Annotated in this window: 13 protein-coding genes and 1 tRNA gene; 3 read left to right on the top strand and 11 right to left on the bottom strand. The window is 41.4% G+C overall.

Features of this window, described 5'->3' with window-relative positions; genetic code table 11:
* Positions 1-3,213: a UvrD-helicase domain-containing protein gene (locus tag P5683_RS04805; protein WP_315639292.1), complete on the top strand. Its 3,213-nt coding sequence runs from the start codon at positions 1-3 to the stop codon at positions 3,211-3,213.
* A 96-nt stretch (positions 3,214-3,309) separates the two neighbouring features.
* Here the strand turns inward: P5683_RS04805 and P5683_RS04800 are convergent, their stop codons facing one another.
* The 8 genes from P5683_RS04800 to P5683_RS04765 all read right to left on the bottom strand — a co-directional run bounded on the left by P5683_RS04800 (position 3,310) and on the right by P5683_RS04765 (position 16,330).
* Positions 3,310-5,664 (bottom strand): hypothetical protein, encoded by a 2,355-nt coding sequence (locus tag P5683_RS04800; RefSeq protein ID WP_315639290.1) that lies wholly within the window; start codon positions 5,662-5,664, stop codon positions 3,310-3,312.
* A gap of 5 nt (positions 5,665-5,669) precedes the next feature.
* Positions 5,670-7,367: a phospholipase D-like domain-containing protein gene (locus P5683_RS04795; RefSeq protein ID WP_006624913.1), complete on the bottom strand. Its 1,698-nt coding sequence runs from the start codon at positions 7,365-7,367 to the stop codon at positions 5,670-5,672.
* Positions 7,364-8,917, bottom strand: a complete 1,554-nt coding sequence (locus P5683_RS04790) for an AAA domain-containing protein (RefSeq protein WP_006624912.1) — start codon at positions 8,915-8,917, stop codon at positions 7,364-7,366. The genes P5683_RS04795 and P5683_RS04790 overlap by 4 nt, the downstream gene beginning before the upstream one ends.
* Positions 8,910-10,493 carry a DUF2357 domain-containing protein gene (locus tag P5683_RS04785; RefSeq protein WP_006624911.1) on the bottom strand — a complete coding sequence of 528 codons (1,584 nt, stop codon included), beginning with the start codon at positions 10,491-10,493 and terminating at the stop codon, positions 8,910-8,912. Before P5683_RS04785 ends, P5683_RS04790 begins: the two co-directional genes overlap by 8 nt.
* Positions 10,494-10,499: 6 nt before the next feature.
* A complete protein-coding gene (locus P5683_RS04780; RefSeq protein ID WP_006668244.1) occupies positions 10,500-12,929 on the bottom strand; it encodes an AAA family ATPase in 2,430 nt (809 codons plus the stop codon).
* A gap of 293 nt (positions 12,930-13,222) precedes the next feature.
* A complete protein-coding gene (locus tag P5683_RS04775; protein ID WP_187758000.1) occupies positions 13,223-14,209 on the bottom strand; it encodes a nodulation protein NodZ in 987 nt (328 codons plus the stop codon).
* 122 nt (positions 14,210-14,331) lie between these two features.
* The gene (locus P5683_RS04770; protein WP_006624908.1) at positions 14,332-14,994 is read right to left on the bottom strand and encodes a response regulator transcription factor; all 663 of its coding nucleotides are present in this window, start codon (positions 14,992-14,994) and stop codon (positions 14,332-14,334) included.
* Positions 14,972-16,330 carry a sensor histidine kinase gene (locus P5683_RS04765; protein WP_006668242.1) on the bottom strand — a complete coding sequence of 453 codons (1,359 nt, stop codon included), beginning with the start codon at positions 16,328-16,330 and terminating at the stop codon, positions 14,972-14,974. Before P5683_RS04765 ends, P5683_RS04770 begins: the two co-directional genes overlap by 23 nt.
* A 178-nt stretch (positions 16,331-16,508) precedes the next feature.
* Here P5683_RS04765 and P5683_RS04760 point away from each other — a divergent pair, with 178 nt between their 5' ends.
* The gene (locus tag P5683_RS04760; protein ID WP_315639284.1) at positions 16,509-17,006 is read left to right on the top strand and encodes a Spy/CpxP family protein refolding chaperone; all 498 of its coding nucleotides are present in this window, start codon (positions 16,509-16,511) and stop codon (positions 17,004-17,006) included.
* Between the two features lie 93 nt (positions 17,007-17,099).
* Here the strand turns inward: P5683_RS04760 and P5683_RS04755 are convergent, their stop codons facing one another.
* The 3 genes from P5683_RS04755 to P5683_RS04745 all read right to left on the bottom strand — a co-directional run bounded on the left by P5683_RS04755 (position 17,100) and on the right by P5683_RS04745 (position 20,002).
* Positions 17,100-18,011, bottom strand: a complete 912-nt coding sequence (locus P5683_RS04755; RefSeq protein ID WP_315639283.1) for a transcriptional regulator — start codon at positions 18,009-18,011, stop codon at positions 17,100-17,102.
* Between the two features lie 178 nt (positions 18,012-18,189).
* Positions 18,190-19,185 (bottom strand): hypothetical protein, encoded by a 996-nt coding sequence (locus P5683_RS04750; protein WP_006624903.1) that lies wholly within the window; start codon positions 19,183-19,185, stop codon positions 18,190-18,192.
* A 145-nt stretch (positions 19,186-19,330) separates the two neighbouring features.
* Entirely contained in the window at positions 19,331-20,002 is a 672-nt protein-coding gene (locus P5683_RS04745) for an Npun_F0813 family protein (protein WP_006624902.1), read from the bottom strand.
* Between the two features lie 271 nt (positions 20,003-20,273).
* Here P5683_RS04745 and P5683_RS04740 point away from each other — a divergent pair.
* Positions 20,274-20,347, top strand: a tRNA-Arg gene (locus P5683_RS04740).
* Positions 20,348-20,653: the final 306 nt, after the last annotated feature.

Genomic DNA, 20,653 nt, shown 5'->3' with positions numbered 1-20,653 from the left:
ATGAGTTTAACCAATGAACAACAAGCCGCTGCTACCAGTCCTCAAAGTATTATCGTCACAGCCGGGGCGGGGACTGGCAAAACTTATATGTTAGTAGAAAGGTATTTATATTATTTAGTAGAAAAGGGACTTTCTCCCTTGGAAATAGTGGCGGTTACATTTACTGAAAAAGCCGCCCAGGAATTGCGATCGCGTATTCGTTCACAGGTAAGGCAACAACTTCCTAACCGTCCCGATATCCTAGCCGAATTAGAAGCCGCCCCCATTAGTACAATTCACGCTTTAGCTAGTCGTATTTGTCGCGAACATCCCCAGGCGGCTAACGTTGCTGCTGACTTCCAAGTTTTAGAAGATTTAGAAGGCAAAATCTGGCTTTATGAAGGGTTAGAAACTGCTTTATCTAAATTGCCTATTCAGGTTTTTGAAACCATACCTTATTCTTTATTATCGCGAATTTTGGCAACCTTATTAGATGACCCCTTGATGGCAGAAAGGTCATTAAATCAACAAATAGACTGGTCAGAGTTAGCCCAACAATTGCGCGATCGCGCCTTAGAAGACCTCGTAAATCATCCCCAATGGCGGGAATTAAAAGACATTTTAACGTCAAATATTGGCAAACCAGAAGACAAACTCGAAGCCATCCGACAAGGGACAGTTAGCGCCATATTATCCCTAGAAAACGGTGATAATATCTCGGAGAATATGCAAGTTTTATATAAAATCGATATCAGATATGGTAGCAAAAAAAACTGGGGGGAAAATATACAAACTGTTAAAGATGCCTTAAAAGCCTTACGAGAAGAATTAGTTAAACCTTCTCTCAACGAAAATTTAATCAATGCAGAAGTTGGGGAAGCCGACCACAAACTAGCCGAAATGTTAGCCGCCTTAAAAGAAGCCTACCGAGAAGTTAAAGACCATTTACAAAAGTTAAAATGGCAAGGGCGAGTTTTGACATTTGCAGATTTAGAAATTGGCGCATTGACCGCATTACAAAATAATCCCACGATTCAACTCTATTATCAACAACGCTGGCGCAGCTTTTTAGTTGATGAATTTCAAGACACCAACCCTATTCAAGGGGAAATTTTAGAACTTTTAACCCAGACAGGAGATTTAACTATAGTGGGGGATAAAAAACAGTCAATTTATGGGTTTAGGCGGGCAGATATTGGGGTTTTTAATAAATTTAGAAAACGCATTATTGATCATCAGGGAGATGAGATAATTCTTAATCAAAGTTTCCGGACTCATCAGAAATTAATCAATCAAATTAATCAGGTATTTTCTCCGTTATTAGGAGATTTAAGACAAGACTTGGAAGCTGTCCGCATTGACCCGCCATCCCCTAGGGAAACATTGCAAGTATTTGTGATACCTAAAACCGCCGAAACTGATATTAATCAAAGACGGATAGCAGAAGGAAACTTGATTGCTAAAACCTTAAAAGAAATGTTAGATAATCAAATCCCAGTATTTGATAAACAAACTCAACAATTAAGACCTATTCAACCAGGCGATATCGCTATTTTAACCCGCACTTGGGAACCCTTAGACAGTTATGGAGAAGCCCTAGCCGCCGCCCAAATACCCTTAGCGCCTTCAGGAGGTGGAAACCTATTAGAAACCCAAGAAGCTAAAGATGCTTGGTCACTGCTAAAATTCTTAGCCGACCCTGGAGATGATATCGCATTAGTAGCCCTGTTAAGAAGTCCCTTTTTTGCCATTAGCGATCGCCTTTTATTCAATGTTAGTAGACAATCTCAATTATCCCACAAATCCACATCAGAAAATATCAGTTGGTGGCAAATTTTAACCACTGCGTCACCCGCCGAATTTGCTAAGGCGATCGATACTTTAAAAACACTGCTCAAACAACGCCAGATTGAGCCACCATCTCGCCTCTTACAAATAGCAGATCAATTAACAGGATATACAGCCATAATCGCCAATTTACCAGCCTCTAATCGTCGCCTAGCCGACTTTAGTGGATTTCGAGAATTAGTGCAAATTTTAGAACAAGGAACCGATGATTTATTCGGAGTAGTTCGCCGTCTCAAGCGCCTAAAAGATAAAGCCGTAACCGTAGAACGTCCCCCCATTAATACCAGCAATGCAGTATCATTAATGACCATTTTTGCCGCCAAAGGATTAGAATGGCCGATGGTAGTTGTAGCCGACCTCAGCCGCCCAAGTCCCAACTCATCAGTACCCGTTTATTTTGACCCAGAATATGGTGTTGCTATCCGCTGTAAAGACGACGACCAAAACATGAAAGATCCAGTTCTTTACAACTGGTTAAAATATCGAAGTCAACAGCGAGAAGAAGCCGAAGCCTTGCGAATACTTTATGTAGCATTAACTCGCAGTCGGGATTATATCTTATTAACCGCCCCCCAGGAAAAAGGTAATTATTTAGATAAATTATACTTAGGGTTACAAGCCGCCAATATTCCCATAACCACCCTAGAAATTAATAGTGATGATATCATCCCGCCAGTCCCCCCAAGTCCCCCACCTCCAGCCATTAACCCTCCCCTACTGACCAACGCGATGACTTCTGGTTTATTTGAACTTCCTGTAACCTCTTTAAGTGAATATAAACGTTGTCCAACCAGGTTTCAATTCATGTATATTCTCGGACATCCAGGCTTATCAGAAGAAGCCAATCAAGGCATGATAATTGGTCAGTTAGTTCACAACGCTTTAGAATATGATATCAGAGACATTGATCAACTCCGCAAATTCGCCAACAATGGCAGTAATGAACAATCACTCAGGGAGGCGATTTACCTCGCCCAAGAGTTTGATAATACTGAAGAATTTAAAAGATTCATAGACCCCAAAAATCAGCGAGAAGTTGAGTTAAAATTAGATATATTAGGGGTTACCTTTAATGGCGTAGCCGATTTAATTGGGGATAATTGGGTGCTAGACTATAAAACCGATAAAGTCATGCGCCCAGAACACCATAATCTACAACTATGGGCTTATGCTAAAGCCTTAAACTGTTCCGAGGCACATATTGCCTATTTACGCCATAAAAAATGCTACTCTTTTTCACCGGAAATATTAGCCAAAACTGCCCACGAGGCAGAAAGCATAGTTCGAGATATAGTAGAGGGATACTATCCCCCCAAACCATCACGAGAAAACTGCCAAACCTGTCGCTATGGTGAAATTTGCGAACATAGGTATGAGTCTATATAAATGATGGATGGTGCGTCAAGGTTGAAAGCGTTTCTATTTATCCTAAATTATCTCAATCTGACGCATCTTACTAGCTTAAAAAACGCCATATTCTTTTCAACTACCCTGCAACAAATTATTACAATCTGTTTCCGTCGATTGTCCTTTAAGCAACTCTTCAAATATTTGATTCAGTGACTTTTCTCTGCTCACCTGATTCAACTTTATCGGGTCATCTGCAAACCTAGTAATCACTTGTTCAGCCAAATTATACTCCTGGGAACTGGGTTGACAAAAACTTCTATCAAATTCCCTAAAACCTAACAAATACGAGAGAGATAAAAACACATTTTGCTTATATTGAATATTCAAACAACTGGGGTTTTGTTGCCGTAAATACTCTAAAATTTTCCCAAAATGATTGCGATAATTTAAGATATGACCCGAATCTTGGAAATTAAAATACCATAGCAAAATTCGACCATAACCCCACATATATCCTTCATTAGTGAATCGCTCCGAATTATCCAATAAATTAAAATATCGTTGTTGTCGGGATTCATTTATAGCAGTTCTCGCCAAATAAAGGAAATATTCATAGTTAATGCTTGTTCTTGTATCCTCTATAATTTGCGATTCTTGGGATTGATTAAAATAAAAATCTGACAAAATACATGGAGAAAATTTATACAGCTTTCCTACCCATATTAAACAAATTTTAAAAATTTTAACACAATTTATTTTTTCCTTAAAATCAGTGGGGTAAATATTAAGAATATTAGTCATTTTGTGCCATCGAGAATCTCCGAGAATTTGTGTTAATTCTGTCAATTCTTCTGGATTAATATATTGAAGAACATCGAGATTATAACTCTTTTTGGGCAAAATACTGGTAATTTGAGATAGTAATTGGGTTAATTCTTCGTATTTTCTGCGTGTCACTGGTCTGTTGTTTTGGAAAATTATGTCCAATTTAGTGATAACTTTTTGTAAATAGTCTTGTAAATTTTGCCAGCGATCGCTATTATATCTAAATAACTCTATTTGCGTTTGCGACTTTTCCGCACGGGTTTGACTCAACTTCAGATAGGGAATATAACCATAGTATCTGACCGTAACAATTCGATTAGTTAACTCCGCTTTGATGTTATACTTATTGTTAATATCTTCAACTTCCAGCAGGGGAGACGACCCCGGTTTGAGGGTGAATTTTATCCTCACCTCTACATCTTCCGTTACTTCATTTTCCACCACAGAAATGCTATAATCTTGGGGAACATCGTTTTTAGAAAAATCTGCGCCATTAACCCGAATTGGCAGAGTCGGATTTAAGTTATCTTGGGGGATTCTAAAAGTATCTTTATTATCAAGTTCCGGGATTTTGCCAATCAACTCGCGAGATTCCCCTTCATAGGAAATAATATCGCCTTCCGTCAGTTGAATCCACCTCTCTTGACCCTCAATAGCAATCTTAAACTCGATTTTATCTAGGTAAATTCCAAACAGAGGAAATCTTGACCCATGATTCTGCTTGTATTGCCAAATGCGGTCAAATTCTCGAAGCTGGCTAGAAACAAAAATCACTCCGGGAAGCAAAGATTGGACTTGAGATTCGATGAATGGATGATATTGAGAAACTAAAACAAATTGATATTGGGGATAAGTTTGGATGAGGTTTTGAATCTGAGTTAAATCGATTCGGTTTAAAATAATTTCTCTGATTGTCTGGCGAGATACCGTCACCTTTTTATAAAAAATGCGATCTTGATGCCAGATTTCACCAACAAAGATGATATTTTGTTGATTGATAATATGTTGCTGAAAAAATGCGACTTTTTGCAAGTAATTCGCCAGATGTTTAATGGTCTGTGATTGATTCGCTAACATCCGAAAATTATTTTGCAAAATTGCTGATGCCAAATCTTTACATATTGACTGATAAGTGTCGAGGGGATTCAAATTAAATTGATGTTTAATCGGAGTTTGATGCTTCAAAATGGGGATATTATTATTCATTTCAATCGTAATCATTTCCCGACTAACCCAGTTATCTAAATTCAAGAACAACAGAGGTCTAGTTATTCGGCTTTTTTGGCAAAGAGAATAATTATTCCAGTAATGATAAGCACTACTATATAAATAGGCTTCTTGGGAGGCTAAAAAATGACTGGTACTAAGAGTTAATAAGTCGATAGTATCGGGAATAATAAACAGTCGTGGAGTCTCCCCAGCGGATAACGGGGTTCCCATCCAAGTCGCTGCTGTTGTTTGAAGGGTCAACCTTGACGGATAATTTTCTGTAAAAATGGGTTGATTCAAATAGTGAGAATTGCCATAATCTTTAATCAAGTTTTTATAGCCTCTCGGTAAATCTCCAGGGGAGGGAGTTAAGCTGTCTATGGATTTGTTAAATTGGTTGGCATATTGACAGCAGTCAACGTAAGATTCCAAATTAAATAATCGCGTTGTCATGATCATTAATTTTCCTGATTGGTTAAAGAATTGAAAATTTGCTTAATCTCTTGTAATTCGGTCGTTTTATACATTAAATCGTGCAAATCAAAGCTACGTCTAGAAAAGTTAAAATTGACACCTCCGATATAGGCAACTTTATCGTGAAGTAGGGTTATTTTAGCATGGCAATAATCGATAATTCTGATGTTAAAATCAGCATCTTGGCTATTCATTTGGCTATCAATAACAACTTGCGTTTGTGATAACTTTAAAAGTTCTCTTAATTCGGGCGTAGGTCGAAAGCTGCGACTGATGATAACGATATTTCCCCGAAACTCGCGGAGTTCGTTGAGTAAATCTTGATAGTATTGGCGGGGATTTAAAAGCTGAGGATTAGAAATAATTTGGGATTGAGAGGGACGGGGAATGGAACGCAAGGTCAACACATTACCAGAAACGATGATATCATCTTGGGTGTGGTTATCCCAAAAGTGACCGAATGTTTGAATCAGTTGGGAATGTAAGGGGGTATTTCTCCAAATCATCCCTGATTCTAAATTTCGCTTTAAACTTCCGGCGGTCAAATTGCAGGAACCCAGATAAGCATATTGTTCAGAAATACAGGTTTTTAAGTGAAATTTTCCGCTTCTAATTTGTAGCTTATGGGTATTGGTTCCCAACAATTTCCGCAGACACCTTACCTTGTTTTGGTCGGACCTTTGGTAACTGATTGGTAATTGTTGTCTGGACTCCACTTGACTGTCAATTCTATCAATTACTTCGTCTCTTAAATCGGTGAGAATCCACACCCCTTGAGAGAGTTGTTCAGATTTTTGACAAATCATTTCAACGACATCTTCCGCCTCAATGATATAGCTAGATATTAGCAAAAATTCTGCGGATTTATTAATAATTTGGGTGATGTAATTATGATATTGTCTTTTAATAACAAACTTTTGGGCGGGTGAAAAACTGGGTTGGGGTTGAAGATGGTTGGGAAAATGACTGATTTTGATTTGTCGATCGCATCTATATTTTTCCACCAAATCGGCGATATCTTCGGGTGGTTTATCTTCCCGTTTTTGCAGGAATTGAATCGCTTGCTGTAGAGAGGAGGAAAGTTCCGCCAATTCAACCGTCAGCGATAATTGAGGCGAAAAAGTGACCCTAGCTGCGCCGGATATGGAGGTCAAAAAATAATCTATTTTGGCGGAATCTTCCAAGTTTTCCCAAGTCTCGATCGCCTCTTTCCAGATCTTCTCAGACAGTTGGGGAGATAAATTTGGATGGCGATCGCTATTTAAAATTAACGTATAAATTCCCTCCTGTTGGGACTCTTGATAAGGAAAAATGGGAATTTGGCGATCGTCCGGTTGTAGCGAAAATTGTGCTTCTTCCCCGTAACTGACAAATTTATACTCGTAAAATTGGGGAGGGGGAAGATTCCTGGAAACCTGGGGATTTAAAAGTTGCAACCCCGACAATTGATATAATTCATTGTCATTAGTCACTTGATGCAACTGTTTTAATAATTCAATTAATACAGAATTAGGCACAAAATCCAAACCAAAAGATTCTCGCAAAAGCCGAGGAGTCCGCCTCTGGGTTTGAGTAGCAACAGCTTCAACCTCCCGCAACAATTCAGCCATAGAGATGCTACTCCCCAACGGCGTGGGAGATTGACGATAAAATATTCCTTTAAATTGACATTCAACTTTCATGATAAAATTACCGTCCTTTCTGTGCTTTTTAATCGAGTAACTGCTAATTTTTGCAACGGCGAATTAGGTCGCCATCGCTCAAAGTCTCCCACCATAATCAAATAATCTTTGGCGCGAGTTAAGGCAATTTTTGTTTGTTCCCACTTCACATTTTGAGGTTCTCCACTACAGCAAAAAACCACAATTTTTCTCTCTTTCCCTCTCCAATTATCAATCGTGTCGATAAAATATTGCGGATATTCCTGAATTAACCGTTCTCGTTCTCCTTCCGACGTGGCAATGATGCCGATATCTTCTCGATTGTCAGGTAAATTTTTTAAGCAGTTTGAGATGTTTTGAATTTCGGTTGTTTGGGGAACATCTTGCCAAACTAAGCGATGATTTAAGGACGGTAAATTATAGTATATAGGTTCCGTGTAAGTTTGAATCCAGTCATTAGAAATTAGCGAATAGACAGGAACCGCAATTTCTGGATGCAAGCGAAACTGTTGAGTTAGTTTATAGGAATAAGCTGGTAGTAAATGGTGAGAGAGAAAGGAAAAGGCATCAACGCGGGTTAAGGTGTTGGCATTGCGTTGACTTATATAAGTATGGGTTTCGTCGCCAAACAAGACTAATTTTTGAGTTAAACCTGCCAATAAAATCAATTCATCCCAGCTTAAATATTGAGATTCTTCCACAATTACCAAGTCAAACTTACTTTCCCATAGGGATTGATTTGCTACATCAAAAAACTCTCTAGCCGTTGCCAAGATGGGAATTTGGGGACTATTTGCCAACTGTTTCGCTAATTGTTCGATTTCCGTTTCTGGGAGACTTCCGAACAGTTGACTGAGGCTGAGTTGTTGTTTGAGTAAGGGAGTCAGCCGTTGCAGTTGAATGGCGACGATATCCCGCCTAGCTGGGGTTAAATCGGGAAATTCCCGTTGGAGAAGCTGGGAAATTTCCGCGTGAGATTTATTTTCAATTCGCGGCAACCAGGTTTCCAGTTTGGCGGGAGTTCGCAGTTTTGCCAATTCCAAATCTGGCAGATAGTAGGCGGGTAAATAGTCCATCTTTGGCTGATATAAGTGATGATTTCGCAGTTGTTCAGCGATGGAGTTTTGATGACTTTCAGATTGATTCAGCCGCAATGGATAGCCGGGTAATTTTTCATAAGCATCGAGAACAGTGGGATAATAACTCAGGATTAAAATTCGCTTTTCGTGGTTTATAGCCGCATCAGCTAAACTGGCAGCAATGCGGGTTTTTCCGGTGGCGGGAGGGCCAGAAATTAAGGCGATCGCACTATTTGAAAGACCCATTTCTAAAGCGATTTCCTGATGACCAGTCAGCGAATATACCGGAGTAATACTGGGAAAATTTAGACCTGATTCTGGTCGCAAATAGACCCCACCAGCACCAACTGTTTCTACAATTAACTTTAGCGGTAATGTCGGTTGATTTCGTAGCTGCGATAACCGTTGCTGTATCGCCTGTATCATTGACCGCGATACCTGTTTAGAATTTAGTAATCTGTCTAAATGCGACCAAAACTGTTGTTCATTCATTATCCGTTAATTGATTAATTAAACCTTTAATAAAGCCAGACATCATATTAACCGTCTGCGTCAAACCGTCCTCCGCGAGAAAATTAGGAGTTTGCATCAGCCAAACTTTTCTGGGGTTCTCAAAATTCCATGAATTGGGTATCTCCGACAAAAATTTATGGGGAGAAATCTGCAAGTAAAAAATCAGTGCGGTTTTAATCTCTGGTTGCTGTTGTTGTTGGCTTTTCAGATAGTTAATACCTTCCAAAATCATCTCATTACTGGGACCATACCAAAACACCCAAATCGGGATTTTAATTGTCCGAGTGGTCAGACTCGCTGACCTCAAATCATGAATTTCTAGGTTTAACAGCCAATCTCCCAAGCTAATATTATCCGGTTTTTCCACCCTAAAATTATAAACTTTGTCTTTTAAGAAAACTTGAATTTTCAGATTTTCTTCATTTTTTTGGCTGAAATAACGTCCTTTTTCGGGAACCGTTTGCCGCCATAATTCGGCGGTGGGATCTACATAAAAATTTGCTAATTTGGTCAATGCCATCAACAAACAGATACCGATAACGTCAGCGAATAACTGATTCCGAAAACCCCAGATTTTTTGCTTTTCCTTTCTTTTGGCAAGATAATCCAGATAGGCGCGATAGAAGCTATTATAAATTGGATGTTGAAGCAAAACATAATTGGGTTTTAGCAGTTGAAATTGTCTCAACTTTCTGAGAATTTCCCGGACGTGGGTTTGATTTTTAAATACCTTAATTGATTTGCTAAAACTGCGGTTATCTGTGGCATATTCTGAACTTAAGCGCGTAGACTCTAAATATAATATTTTACCCACAAAATAAATCAGCAATTTATTTTCCGGTGTGTTATAATCTTGATAGCGTCTAATCGCCATTAACTGTTGACGGGAACCCCCTTTTTCCGCAGCATTTCTGCCAGGACGGCGCGTATAATCTCGCAAGCAATAAGCGTCCATTTCTTGAATGCGTCCGATGGGGGTTAATTCCGCTCTACGTCGCAGTTGTTGCCGCATTTTGGGAGTAATGGTTTGTAGCTTTTGGTTTAATTCATAGCGATTTTGCAACGTGATAATTAAAGGTTTTTGTGCATCTTGAATTTTAGCATCTTGGTTTGGTAAATCTAGGAGGCGAACTCTGGCTTGGTTTCCCAATTTTTCCGACACCAAGTTTTCCCACAAACCCGTCAAAACTGGTAAGCATCTGGAGACGGTATCATCAAAGCGATCGCCTAATTTTTCCTCCCAGATTTTCGATTGGCTTTCGTCCTCACAATTATCGCGATCGCACACCTCATCAGCCACCTTAATTATCACCGAAGTCGGCTCCAAAGTCAACTCGTATAGCAATCTATTATTCTGATGTTCCAGGTCAGAGATTTCCAAATAAGGAAAAGCAATTTCATACAATCCCCCACCGAGAGCGATCGCTTCTTTACCGGTCAAATTTTCGGCTTCATTTGCCAAAATAATGGGGCGATCGCGCACCTGTAAAACCTGATTATTAGCCACAGGATTAGCGCCATTCAGATACGCGAATAAACTCCGATAAATTTGCATTGTTCCCTACTCCTCTGGATAAATCAAACCTTTCCACTCAAATTGACCCGTCGAACTATTCCTAGACTTTTCAAAAGCCTTAGTCAAAGGTTCATCCCCCAATTGCTCAATCAATTGTTTCATCTCCTCCAATTCTTCGTGATAATCATCAATCATCAACCCCCGCAATTTCGGCAATAACTTCTGTCCAAATTGGTCAGCCAAAGCATAGCGAAACTCAGCCGAGTTAACCTCAGAAACTCCCGGATAATTAACCACATATTGAGTGATAGCTTGATAAACACGATGAGCAAAAGGATGTCCAATTTTCTCCATCACATTATTGGCTCTATCCAAATATTCTTTAACTTTGCGAACCACAGGAGAATTAACTTGTGGTCTTCTTCTCCAAGCCTTAAACTTTTCATAATCCAAATAACCTTGAGGTCTATTAACCCCAGGACTGTTGTTACCGTCTTCCCGTAGCTTCAAATTTTCTGGCTTACCAAAAGTTAAAACATTCGCTCTATCTAGCACCTTATCCGATAAAGTTTGGGTCGTTTCATCCTCATTCATCGTCCCCACAAACAAAAACTCTTCTGGAATTTTCAGGCGACGTTCTTCCTCCCTCAGCGGCAAACTTCCCAAATCAATCTCTAAATAAGTGTCCCCCGAACGACGGCTTTCTAACTTAGAAAGAAAATCACTGAAATAATATTCAACTCGCGCTAAATTCATCTCATCTAGCAACACGATAACGATTCGATTTTGCATCTGATTGTCATGATTGTATTGATACAGACCCCGCATCAAATCCGTCGGTTTAAATTTCTTTTCGATATAATTGTAGAACCCTTGCAAATCTTGCGGAGAATCCCAACGGGGTTGCACCGCCAAAGTCAAACACTGTGCGCCAATAAAATCAGCATACCTTTGGGGAAGTTCACTTTTTCCAGTCCCACTAATCCCCGCCAAAACCACTAAAGCCGATATATCCTGCACTTTTAAAGAAGTGTGAAAAGCATTGACTACCCGCCGAGTAAATGTCAATCCTTGTAAGTTCAGGAATGCTGTAAAACTTTGTAAAAATTGCTTTTCTATATCTCCGCTATTGCCGATATTCCATGGTGGTGTCGGCAAATGATTCCACAACTTATCCTTGAGCGCCTTCATCGCCACTTCAGTGCTATTACTGAGATTTTCTAATTCTCCTTTCAAACCATCAATCTCTTCTTGATGTCTCTGTTTTTCCTCTTGTAATTGAGCGTTTTTAACTCGCAAGCCATTCATAGTTATATTAGCCGTATTTATGTTATGCTCTATATCTTGTAAATCCAGCATTTTTCTGCGAATTTCAGCATTCAGATTTCTGATTTGCCTTCTTAAATTTTCAATTTCTTGATAATCTTGTTGGTGTTGCTGAATCACCTGTAAAATTCGTTGCTTTTCACCTTCCAAACGCTGAATTTCTGGACGTAGCTGATCGATTCTGGTTTGCAAGTGTTGCTGTTCAGCAGATAAAGCATCATAACTTGCTCTGATAACTTCCAACTCCCCTTGTCGAGTCTGAAGGGTTTGCAGTGCCTCTGTCCTAGCTTGAATTTGCTCTGTGAGTTCCTGTAATTCAGCCTTTTTAGCGTGATATTGCACTTCAATTTGGGCGAGGGAATTTCGGTGTTGCTGAATCACCTGTAAAATTTGTTGCTTTTCACCTTCCAACCCCTGAATTTCTGGACGTAGCTGCTCGATTCTGGTTTGCAAGTGTTGCTGTTCAGCAGATAAAGCATCATAACTCGCTCTGATAACTTCCAACTCCCCTTGTCGAGTCTGAAGGGTTTGCAGTGACTCTGTCCTAGCTTGAATTTGCTCTGTGAGTTCCTGTAATTCAGCCTTTTTAGCGTGATATTGCACTTCAATTTGGGCGAGGGAATTTCGTTGATTCGCTAACTCTTGTAACTGGGAATTTAGAGCAGCAATTTCACCTTCTAATCCGCTTTTATTTTGGCTCAATTCTCCGATTTGAGCTGCCATTTGTTCTAACGTCTCTAATTGGGGATTGCTGATTCTGAGTCTCTCTAGGCGAACTTTTAAATCCTGTTCTTGCTGTTCAATTTCCTGAACTCTGTTTTGCAGATTATTTAAATCATGCCTTTTATTAGTTAGCTGACCTTGTGCGCGACTCAATTGTTGGGTCAATTTATTGTGTCTATCTTGGATTTCTTGGACTTTTGCTAATAGCTGTTGATGTTCTTGTTTTAAATCCTGGATTTGCTGTTGAGTTTTGATGACTTCTTTGCTAGATTTTTTGATGCTTTCAATAGTAACTGTTGCACCCCCTAATCCCCCCAATGTACTTCCGAAGATGGTACTCCAAGCGTCTCGGGATGGGGAAATAAAGAATACAGCCGCACCTCCCAACAGACAAGAACCACCGACGATCGCCAAATTTTTGATCATCCCAGATACCCTGAACTCTTCTATCTCTACTATCCTATCGGCGCAGCATCGAGAAATTACGCAAATTCAGGCACAAGTTATGTAAATTTTTGTGAACATCCCCAATTACAGTCCAGGGTAGAAGTCCAGAAAATTTAGAATCTCCTCTGGGGAATTTCACCAACCCTTCAACCTGACACCCTCATTATAATAGTGTTCATCAACTCTCCCCCCAACTGCCTCAAGCTATAGAAGCAGTAATCATCAGCCACTGACTTCTATAATTGGCTATCGTCGATTTTGTGATCGTTGATTTACCCCCCAATCTTCAGCTTCTTGGCTAGATTTTTTAGCTTGAGTTGAACTCGTTTGATTAGTGGTTTTTGGGTATCAATATCATGGCGAATAGCCTGGGGTTTATCCATTAACATACTCGACAATAAACCAAAAGATGAGCGGGATGCAAATAGTAACTCATCACAAGCAGCCAGCAAATCTAAATCTACCAGAGCCTCAATGCCATTTTGAATTAAGTCCTCGCATTCTTCGGGATTTTGATGCAGTCGTTTTCCCGAAGCAGAAAACCACTTATTAGTTGAGATAATAACCGGAAATTTATGTTTAAATGAAGACAGCACCTCTTGAGAATCGGTGGCTACAAATATCTTATAGTTAGGGTGTTTTGACTTAACCGACCTGATGATTGATGCCAGAGATGATTCTACCTCTGATAAAGGCACTTTCATATCGGAGTAACGAATATGCACCCCAATCATATAATCGGCAAAATATTCTCGTTTAAATTCCTCAACCTGTAACCGAATGTCCTCTTTTAAGCTGAGGTTAGACTGCAAAACCAACTGGAGAATTTCCAGATTATTCATTGAGGCAAAACGACTAGCTGACCCAGTAAATAAAGGGCGCATAAAACCAATTTTATGGGTATAAGCGGACAACACTATAATAGTTTCGGTATAATCCAAACGAGACACATCAAAGGACAAGTCTTTATAGCAACTAAGACCCGACTCATTGATTACAGAACCCAAAGACCGATTAAGTTTATTTTGCCAATGGGTAGGATAAATCGAATCGGTGGCGGGTAACACTTCTACGGACTGTGCTACGGGACAGTCGAAATACCGGAAAAATAAGTTAGTTCCACTATTAGAATAACTCCCATCTCGCCAATCAACTACTAACTGACGACCACTCAACTGAGCATATAAAATCCCGGTAGCTACTGCAAAAACACGATTACCAATGCCTGATGTTCCCTTGACAACAATATAGTTAGTCATAGTTATAATGATTATTGGTAAAGTTATGATGATTAATTTAGCACGATTTTACTATTTTGGGAGTCGATCGCCACTTCTGACAGGGAAGCCTAGCACGGGGATTTATAGTATCTCAGAGTCAATTATGGGGGAGGTTGATGATCAGACAGAATTGGGTATTGATTAGCCAGTAAAGCCACCTGAGTGCGATCGCGTAAATTCAGACTGCTTAAAATACTAGAAACATGATTTTTCACAGTTCTCTCGCTAATAAATAACTCCTGGGCAATTTCTCGGTTGCTGTAACCCTTACCAATTAACCGCAAAACCTCCAATTCCCTAGGAGTTAAATCTTGTAAATTATCTGGTAAAGGTTCATCCCTAGAAGCCTTAGACCTAGCAGCCATCACCTTCTCAAATAAACCCGGTCCTAACTGTGTATATCCTTTATACACTGCCCGAATAGCTTGCGCTAGTTCATCGGAAGGTGTATCCTTTAATAGGTATCCTTTAGCGCCGGATTCCATAGCTTGGGTGACATATTCATCATCATCAAAAGTCGTTAATACCAAAACCTTAATTTCCGGCTGTTGTTCAGCAAGCGATCGCATCGCCGCCACCCCATCCATAATTGGCATTCGCACATCCATTAACACCACATCCGGCTTTAATTTTAAGGCTAATTCCACCGCCAATTTCCCATTCTCAGCCTCTCCCACTATTTCCAAGTCTGGTTTCGCCTCTAATAAACTCCGTAACCCTTCCCGAATAATCCCCTGATCATCAACCAACAGAACTCGAATCATGATGCTGATTTTTCCAGATTTTTACTTCAATTTTACACCCTTCACCGGGAGAACTGTTTAAGTCGAAATGACCCCCCACAGCCATCACCCTTTCCCCCATACCTTGCAAGCCAAATCCCGTGGTATTTTGGGCAGGATTAAACCCGCAGCCATTATCCTCAATTTTCAGAGCAAATTCTCGGCTATTTTCTAATAAAAATAAATCTACTTTTGTGGCTTGGGCGTGCTTAGATATATTGGTCAAAGCCTCCTGAATGACCCTATATAAAACGATAGAAATATCAAGGGGTAATGTATCCGGGATTTGTAAATTAGATGCTACCGGGACTGATGTAGTCGCCTCAAACTCGGAAATTAGCTGTGATAGTGCCTGCAAAAAAGACTGTTTTAGAGGATGTGATCGCCAAGATTTCACCGATGCCCGCACCTCTTTTAAGGCTTCCTTCCCCAACTCCCTAGCCTGTTGAAGATGTCGGGCAGCCCGTTGTTTATCCTCAGCGATAAATAGAGCCGCATTTTCCAATTGAATACTTTGGGCAGTCAAATGATGACCTACAGAATCATGAATTTCTCGGGCGATGCGATTACGTTCTTGGCTAATTGCCCTATCCTCAATCAACATAGCATATTCCCTTAACTGTTGATTCGCTTCCGCCAATTTCTGGCGACTTTCTTGCTCTGATAATAGCGCTCCTACTAACAATAAAACAAACAGTAATACTAACCCAAATAAAACACTAGAATTAAAAGTCAGAGTCAATACTAGCCCCTGAATTGGATCAGCCCAATTACCAGCCAGGGGTCTCAGGCGCAGAAATACCCACAGCAGAAATAAGCCATAGGCAAAAATAGCGACCGCAATGCGATCGCGCCAGGAAAATAACAGACAGGCGCGAATAACCACGACTAGCAACAGGGCGGATAAAAAACTCACCCCCCGCCCCCCAAATACCACCGCCAACCAACTAAAGGTAAACCCACAGGCGATATATACCCACCGGATCGCAGGTGTGCGCGATCGCTCAGGTAATCTCAACCCCATGAGACCCAAACTCCCAATACTAACCAAAATCCCCAGGGGAAACCGACGACTGCGGTAGTGTCCCCAATTCCGGTTTCTCTGGCGCGCGCCATACCCCGATCGCCTCTGTTGATTATCCGTTATAGTTTCTGGTCTGTGGATGTGACGGTGAATCCTGTGTCCCTGTCCCTGTTGTCCGGGACTGTGGATGACAGGGGGGCTAAAGGCGGTTAACAGGGCGATCGCCAACAGCACCCACTCTAAATACAGCAGCAAAGGTACTGGAAAACTCCGACGACCCAAAATATTTTTCACGAGCAGCCAACCCCCCCGGATATCTCTTTTGGTACTTTAGGACTATCAGAAACCGTTACCTTTGACCTATCATGATTTGGGTATTCTGATCGAGGCGATCGCAGCTTGTATCTACCTACAATGAGATTAAAGCTCAAACCGAGTCGATAATCTCAAAGATATTCCCGGATTATAGATTATGAATATGCAACGCTTATTTTCTCTAATGGCTGCTACCGCCTTAATTGTCCCCATAACTACCACCGCCGCTTTTGCTGGTCCCCGTAAAGGTCAATGCTTTGATAGTCTGAACCTAACCCCCCAACAACAGGAGATGATGCAAGCAATTCGCGATCGCGCCGCCACTTCCTCAGAGCGTCAACGCCAGGAACTCCAAGCCAGTCGGGAACAAATGCGATCGCTACAACAAAGCAACGCCAGTCCAGAACAATTGCGCCAACAGCGTCAAAGAATCCAAGAGTTGAGTCGCGCCTTGAGTGACCAGCGGTTCGAGACCATGTTAGAAATGCGGGAAGTTCTCACCCCAGAACAGCGATCGCAACTCCAAGAAAGAATGGGGGAACGTCAGGGTCGTGGTCGTGGTCCCGGTGGTGGTCCCGGTAATGGTCGTGGTCCCGGTGGTGGTCCCGGTAATGGTCGTGGTCCTGGTCGTGTTGTTCCTGGTAGTGTTCGTTAGAATAGCGATCAAGCCAATTAACTAACTTCTCAACAATAGGAACAGGAAACCGGGCGCGTGAAAGCTGTTTCCTGTTTCCTAAATTAACCCAACTCAAAAGTGATAAACCTGACCGTCAATCAACAACCTAGTGATTCCCTTCGCTTGCAAATGGGGGGCTGTTTTTTGTATTAACCTGCCATCAGGAACCTTAAAAACCCGCTGATTGCGTGCCGAAAACCGACTAGCCACCCGATGATTATCAAAAACAGGTAGAGTTTTTTCCTGAATTTCTTCCGACGGGATACGTCCTAACTCCGCAAAAGCCTTCAAAGGCTTAACAATCAGTTCCGAAGCCCGATCAATCACCAAATAGCAAATTTTAGGTAACTCAGCCTCCGTCAGGGGGAGAATTTGAACTAAGCTGTTAGCATCAGGGGTAAGGGGGCGATCGAACAAATCCTGATCATTGTCCCCATAACCCTCATCCTCATCCTCATCCTCATCCTCATCCTCATCCTCATCCTCATCCTCATCATCCTCAAAATCGCTAAATTCTTCCCCAGAAAACAACTCCGGTGTGATCAACTCCTCGATCTCATCATTTGGAGTTGTCAAATTTGGCTGTTCCAACAGTAGTTCACCGGTAGTTTCCCCAGAATTTGAATCCGGGGTTACTTCCACCGTCTCAGGTTCTAACACCGATGAGCGTTTCCGCAGGCGGACTCCGGTGGTAGCATCAGAATTTAACTGAGAATCTGAGGACTCAAATGCTTGAGACTCCCCATCAGTAAATTCAGATCTGCTATCCTTGAGTTGGGGTTTTTTCTGATTTCGTAACCGTTGCTTCTGATGAGTTAGAACATCATAAACATCCCGTGGGACGGCACTTTGTAGAATACGCCTTACCGTAGAACTACTCACCCCGAACTTTTCCGCTAGGGTGATGGTCGTTTCCTCCGGTACATCTTGATAAAGCCTAACGATTTCCTGTTTTTGGGAGTCAGAAAGTTTTGAGGATGTCATCAGATTTGGTCTAAATTGGACATTGGAGTTAATTTCCACAGGCTTAGAAGGGATCCCTCTAAGTGCGATCGCCTCTTTGGCTAATTTTCTCTACAGATTTTCTTGAACGATTAGGAACATCAAAACTTGAAGTTCTCTGAAAAATCCAGCGACAAAACTAGACATATCAACTTTCATTCTAGCCTCTGCTGGTGCGTCTACGTCGGCTTTGGCGAGAACGAGTTGATATGTCATATTCTAGGACCGCACCGATCACAAACAAAATGCCAGTAAAGACAAAAAACACTTCTAGCAAGTTGCCACTTTCATACTCAATTTCGACCCGAGAATCAGACCATTTAAAGTAAGTATCCGCCACATACAGCGAGAAGATAGCAAAGGCTATCATACGCCAGGACTGAGAAAAGCGCCCTCCCCAAAAAGCCAGAATCAGGGCAGTTGCTAGAATCAGCAACACCACATCACCATAGATGTAAAACAAATTCAGCCAAAATCCCAGAGGTTCAAGTTTAGCATCAACTGCCAGCACCCAATCTGGGGCCGTACTTTCTTCTTCCTCCTCAGCCATGGCTTCATCAACCATAGCCACTCCATTAGGGGTAGTGACTATCTGTTCCTGACCCGGGGGTTCTTCAGTAGTCCCTAACAGCCCAAAAAATGACGGATCAGCTACCCAGGTTGCCAAAGTTATACCAGCGATCGCCACACCAGCCAGAGTTGCCCACTGCCAAACCTCCAGATTTAGGCGTTTAGAAGTCACCGCCGTAACCATTCCCCAGCCAAACAACAAATAGCTGAGGACATAGAACCCATCCCCTAGGGAAACCACCGGGTCAAGGTTCCATACCAGTTCCCATAAACCAAATAGTAAACCTCCCATAAAATAAAACAGTGATCCTAGACCAATTCCCAGCCAGACATTGCGTCCGCTGACCATTTGGGGGCTACGCCAATTTCTATAGCAAACCAGTGCAGCCATCAGAAAAGCACCCAATTCAAAGATATAAGTGCCAACGGAATACCATAAAGGTCGTTCTTCCCCTGGCGCACTTACACTAAACAGCAGGAAGAACAACAGAGCCAGAACCACCCAGGTGATGCCAAATATCAGCAGATTTTGCGGAGATACCAGAGATGATATAACCGATGATTTTTGTTGTGACGTGCTACTCATAGCGATACAATAACAAGAAATCTACAGTTGAAAACCATTACTAAACCAGATCGCAATAGATTTGCCCAAGAATACTCATTCAAAAACTAATCTCAATTCGAGCCTCCCATATTTAGATACCAAAACCAAAAAATCCTAACATTACTTAACTTATCTCCCAGAGATTTCCCAGAGTAGATTCACCCAGCCAACTGATAAATGAATCCCGGTCTTCTTGGGCCAAGTCCTGTAGAACTTCATCTAAGCCTTCTGCAAAGCTAGTATTTCCGAAGTAGCTCTTACCCAGACGGTAAACTTCTTCTAGCAATGTTTTCAGGTTATTTTCATTCCAGGAAGGAATTTGTAAACTTTCCAGGGGGTCTTTGGTCAAAAGAGTTTTGACCGCCTCTGAGTTATCATGGGCGGGAAATTTACCTTTTTGAAGAATCTTGAGCAGATCCTTTTCAAAGGCTACAGCTTGTCTTGACCCCAATAAATCCTCAACATCAAAGTAAACTGCTTGTAAGACCAATAGAGAAGCGCGAATGAGGCCTGATACCTTAGCATCAGTACCTCCACCCCCCTCACTACCGAGTTGTTCAAGGCGAACTTTACCCCAAACACTATAGCGTTCTGGTTCTTCGAGTAGTACGCAGGCTTTACCCTTGTTATCAGTCAAGTCTCGCCAATAAGCTCTGGCTTCGTTTTCTTGCTGAACAGTAAAAACCTTCATCAGACGGAACGTCTGCCCTTGATAATAGAGAATGGGAATCTGTTGATCCCGATTGGGGTGTTGGATCGTGGAGATCTCAACATCCTGTCGTTTCAGAATAAACATAACACTATGTACCTACTCTTGGCAGAGTTGCAGGTCGGCTCGTGTTTGTTATTGTAGTGCTTGTTGAACCCATGGCGCTATAATCTCCAATGTGGCAAACTTAATCATCCCAGATAATTTTTGCCAGTCAACTGTCAATCTCGATCGCTTTTATGTTATCATCTACACGTGTCCATTGATGATCAAGCCTTGGGACTTGAGTTTACTTGATTTAGGTTGATACTAGTTGATACTATAGGTGTCAACTTCAGGTAAAATGCAAGACTTGCCTGGGTGTGTAACTCAGCTGGATAGAGTAGCGGCCTTCTAAGCCGTTTGTCGTAGGTTCGAGTCCTACCACACCCGTTTACTGTAAACCCTTATCCTGACTACTATCGCGTGATATCGCTCAACCCGATAGTGGTATCGTTGCGCACAAAATACACTTCATTAAGTCTTAACACACAGGATAATTAGCGCATATCCCTTAGCAACAAATCTTAATTATTGACGGGTTAATCAATAAGCAGTTATGGTCGAAAGGGAAGTCGCCTTCCCCAACTCCAATTCAAAACCGTGCTTGCGAGTTTCCCAGCACACGGCTCCTGATGTATAGTATTAGTCAAGGTGGTTAGGACGCAGCTTGGAGAACGGAATCCATGGCATCATGGA

Source organism: Limnospira sp. PMC 1279.21 (assembly GCF_032349615.1).
Classification (GTDB): domain Bacteria; phylum Cyanobacteriota; class Cyanobacteriia; order Cyanobacteriales; family Microcoleaceae; genus Limnospira; species Limnospira fusiformis.
This window is presented reverse-complemented; position numbering and strand designations above follow the sequence as displayed.

Coding starts and splice junctions, on each gene's coding strand:
- P5683_RS04760 (WP_315639284.1), top strand. CDS start 16,509: ATGAATATGCAACGCTTATTTTCTCTAATGGCTGCTACCGCCTTAATT.
- P5683_RS04770 (WP_006624908.1), bottom strand. CDS start 14,994: ATGATTCGAGTTCTGTTGGTTGATGATCAGGGGATTATTCGGGAAGGG.
- P5683_RS04780 (WP_006668244.1), bottom strand. CDS start 12,929: ATGATCAAAAATTTGGCGATCGTCGGTGGTTCTTGTCTGTTGGGAGGT.
- P5683_RS04790 (WP_006624912.1), bottom strand. CDS start 8,917: ATGAATGAACAACAGTTTTGGTCGCATTTAGACAGATTACTAAATTCT.
- P5683_RS04785 (WP_006624911.1), bottom strand. CDS start 10,493: ATGCAAATTTATCGGAGTTTATTCGCGTATCTGAATGGCGCTAATCCT.
- P5683_RS04795 (WP_006624913.1), bottom strand. CDS start 7,367: ATGAAAGTTGAATGTCAATTTAAAGGAATATTTTATCGTCAATCTCCC.
- P5683_RS04800 (WP_315639290.1), bottom strand. CDS start 5,664: ATGACAACGCGATTATTTAATTTGGAATCTTACGTTGACTGCTGTCAA.
- P5683_RS04755 (WP_315639283.1), bottom strand. CDS start 18,011: ATGACATCCTCAAAACTTTCTGACTCCCAAAAACAGGAAATCGTTAGG.
- P5683_RS04745 (WP_006624902.1), bottom strand. CDS start 20,002: ATGTTTATTCTGAAACGACAGGATGTTGAGATCTCCACGATCCAACAC.
- P5683_RS04750 (WP_006624903.1), bottom strand. CDS start 19,185: ATGAGTAGCACGTCACAACAAAAATCATCGGTTATATCATCTCTGGTA.
- P5683_RS04775 (WP_187758000.1), bottom strand. CDS start 14,209: ATGACTAACTATATTGTTGTCAAGGGAACATCAGGCATTGGTAATCGT.
- P5683_RS04805 (WP_315639292.1), top strand. CDS start 1: ATGAGTTTAACCAATGAACAACAAGCCGCTGCTACCAGTCCTCAAAGT.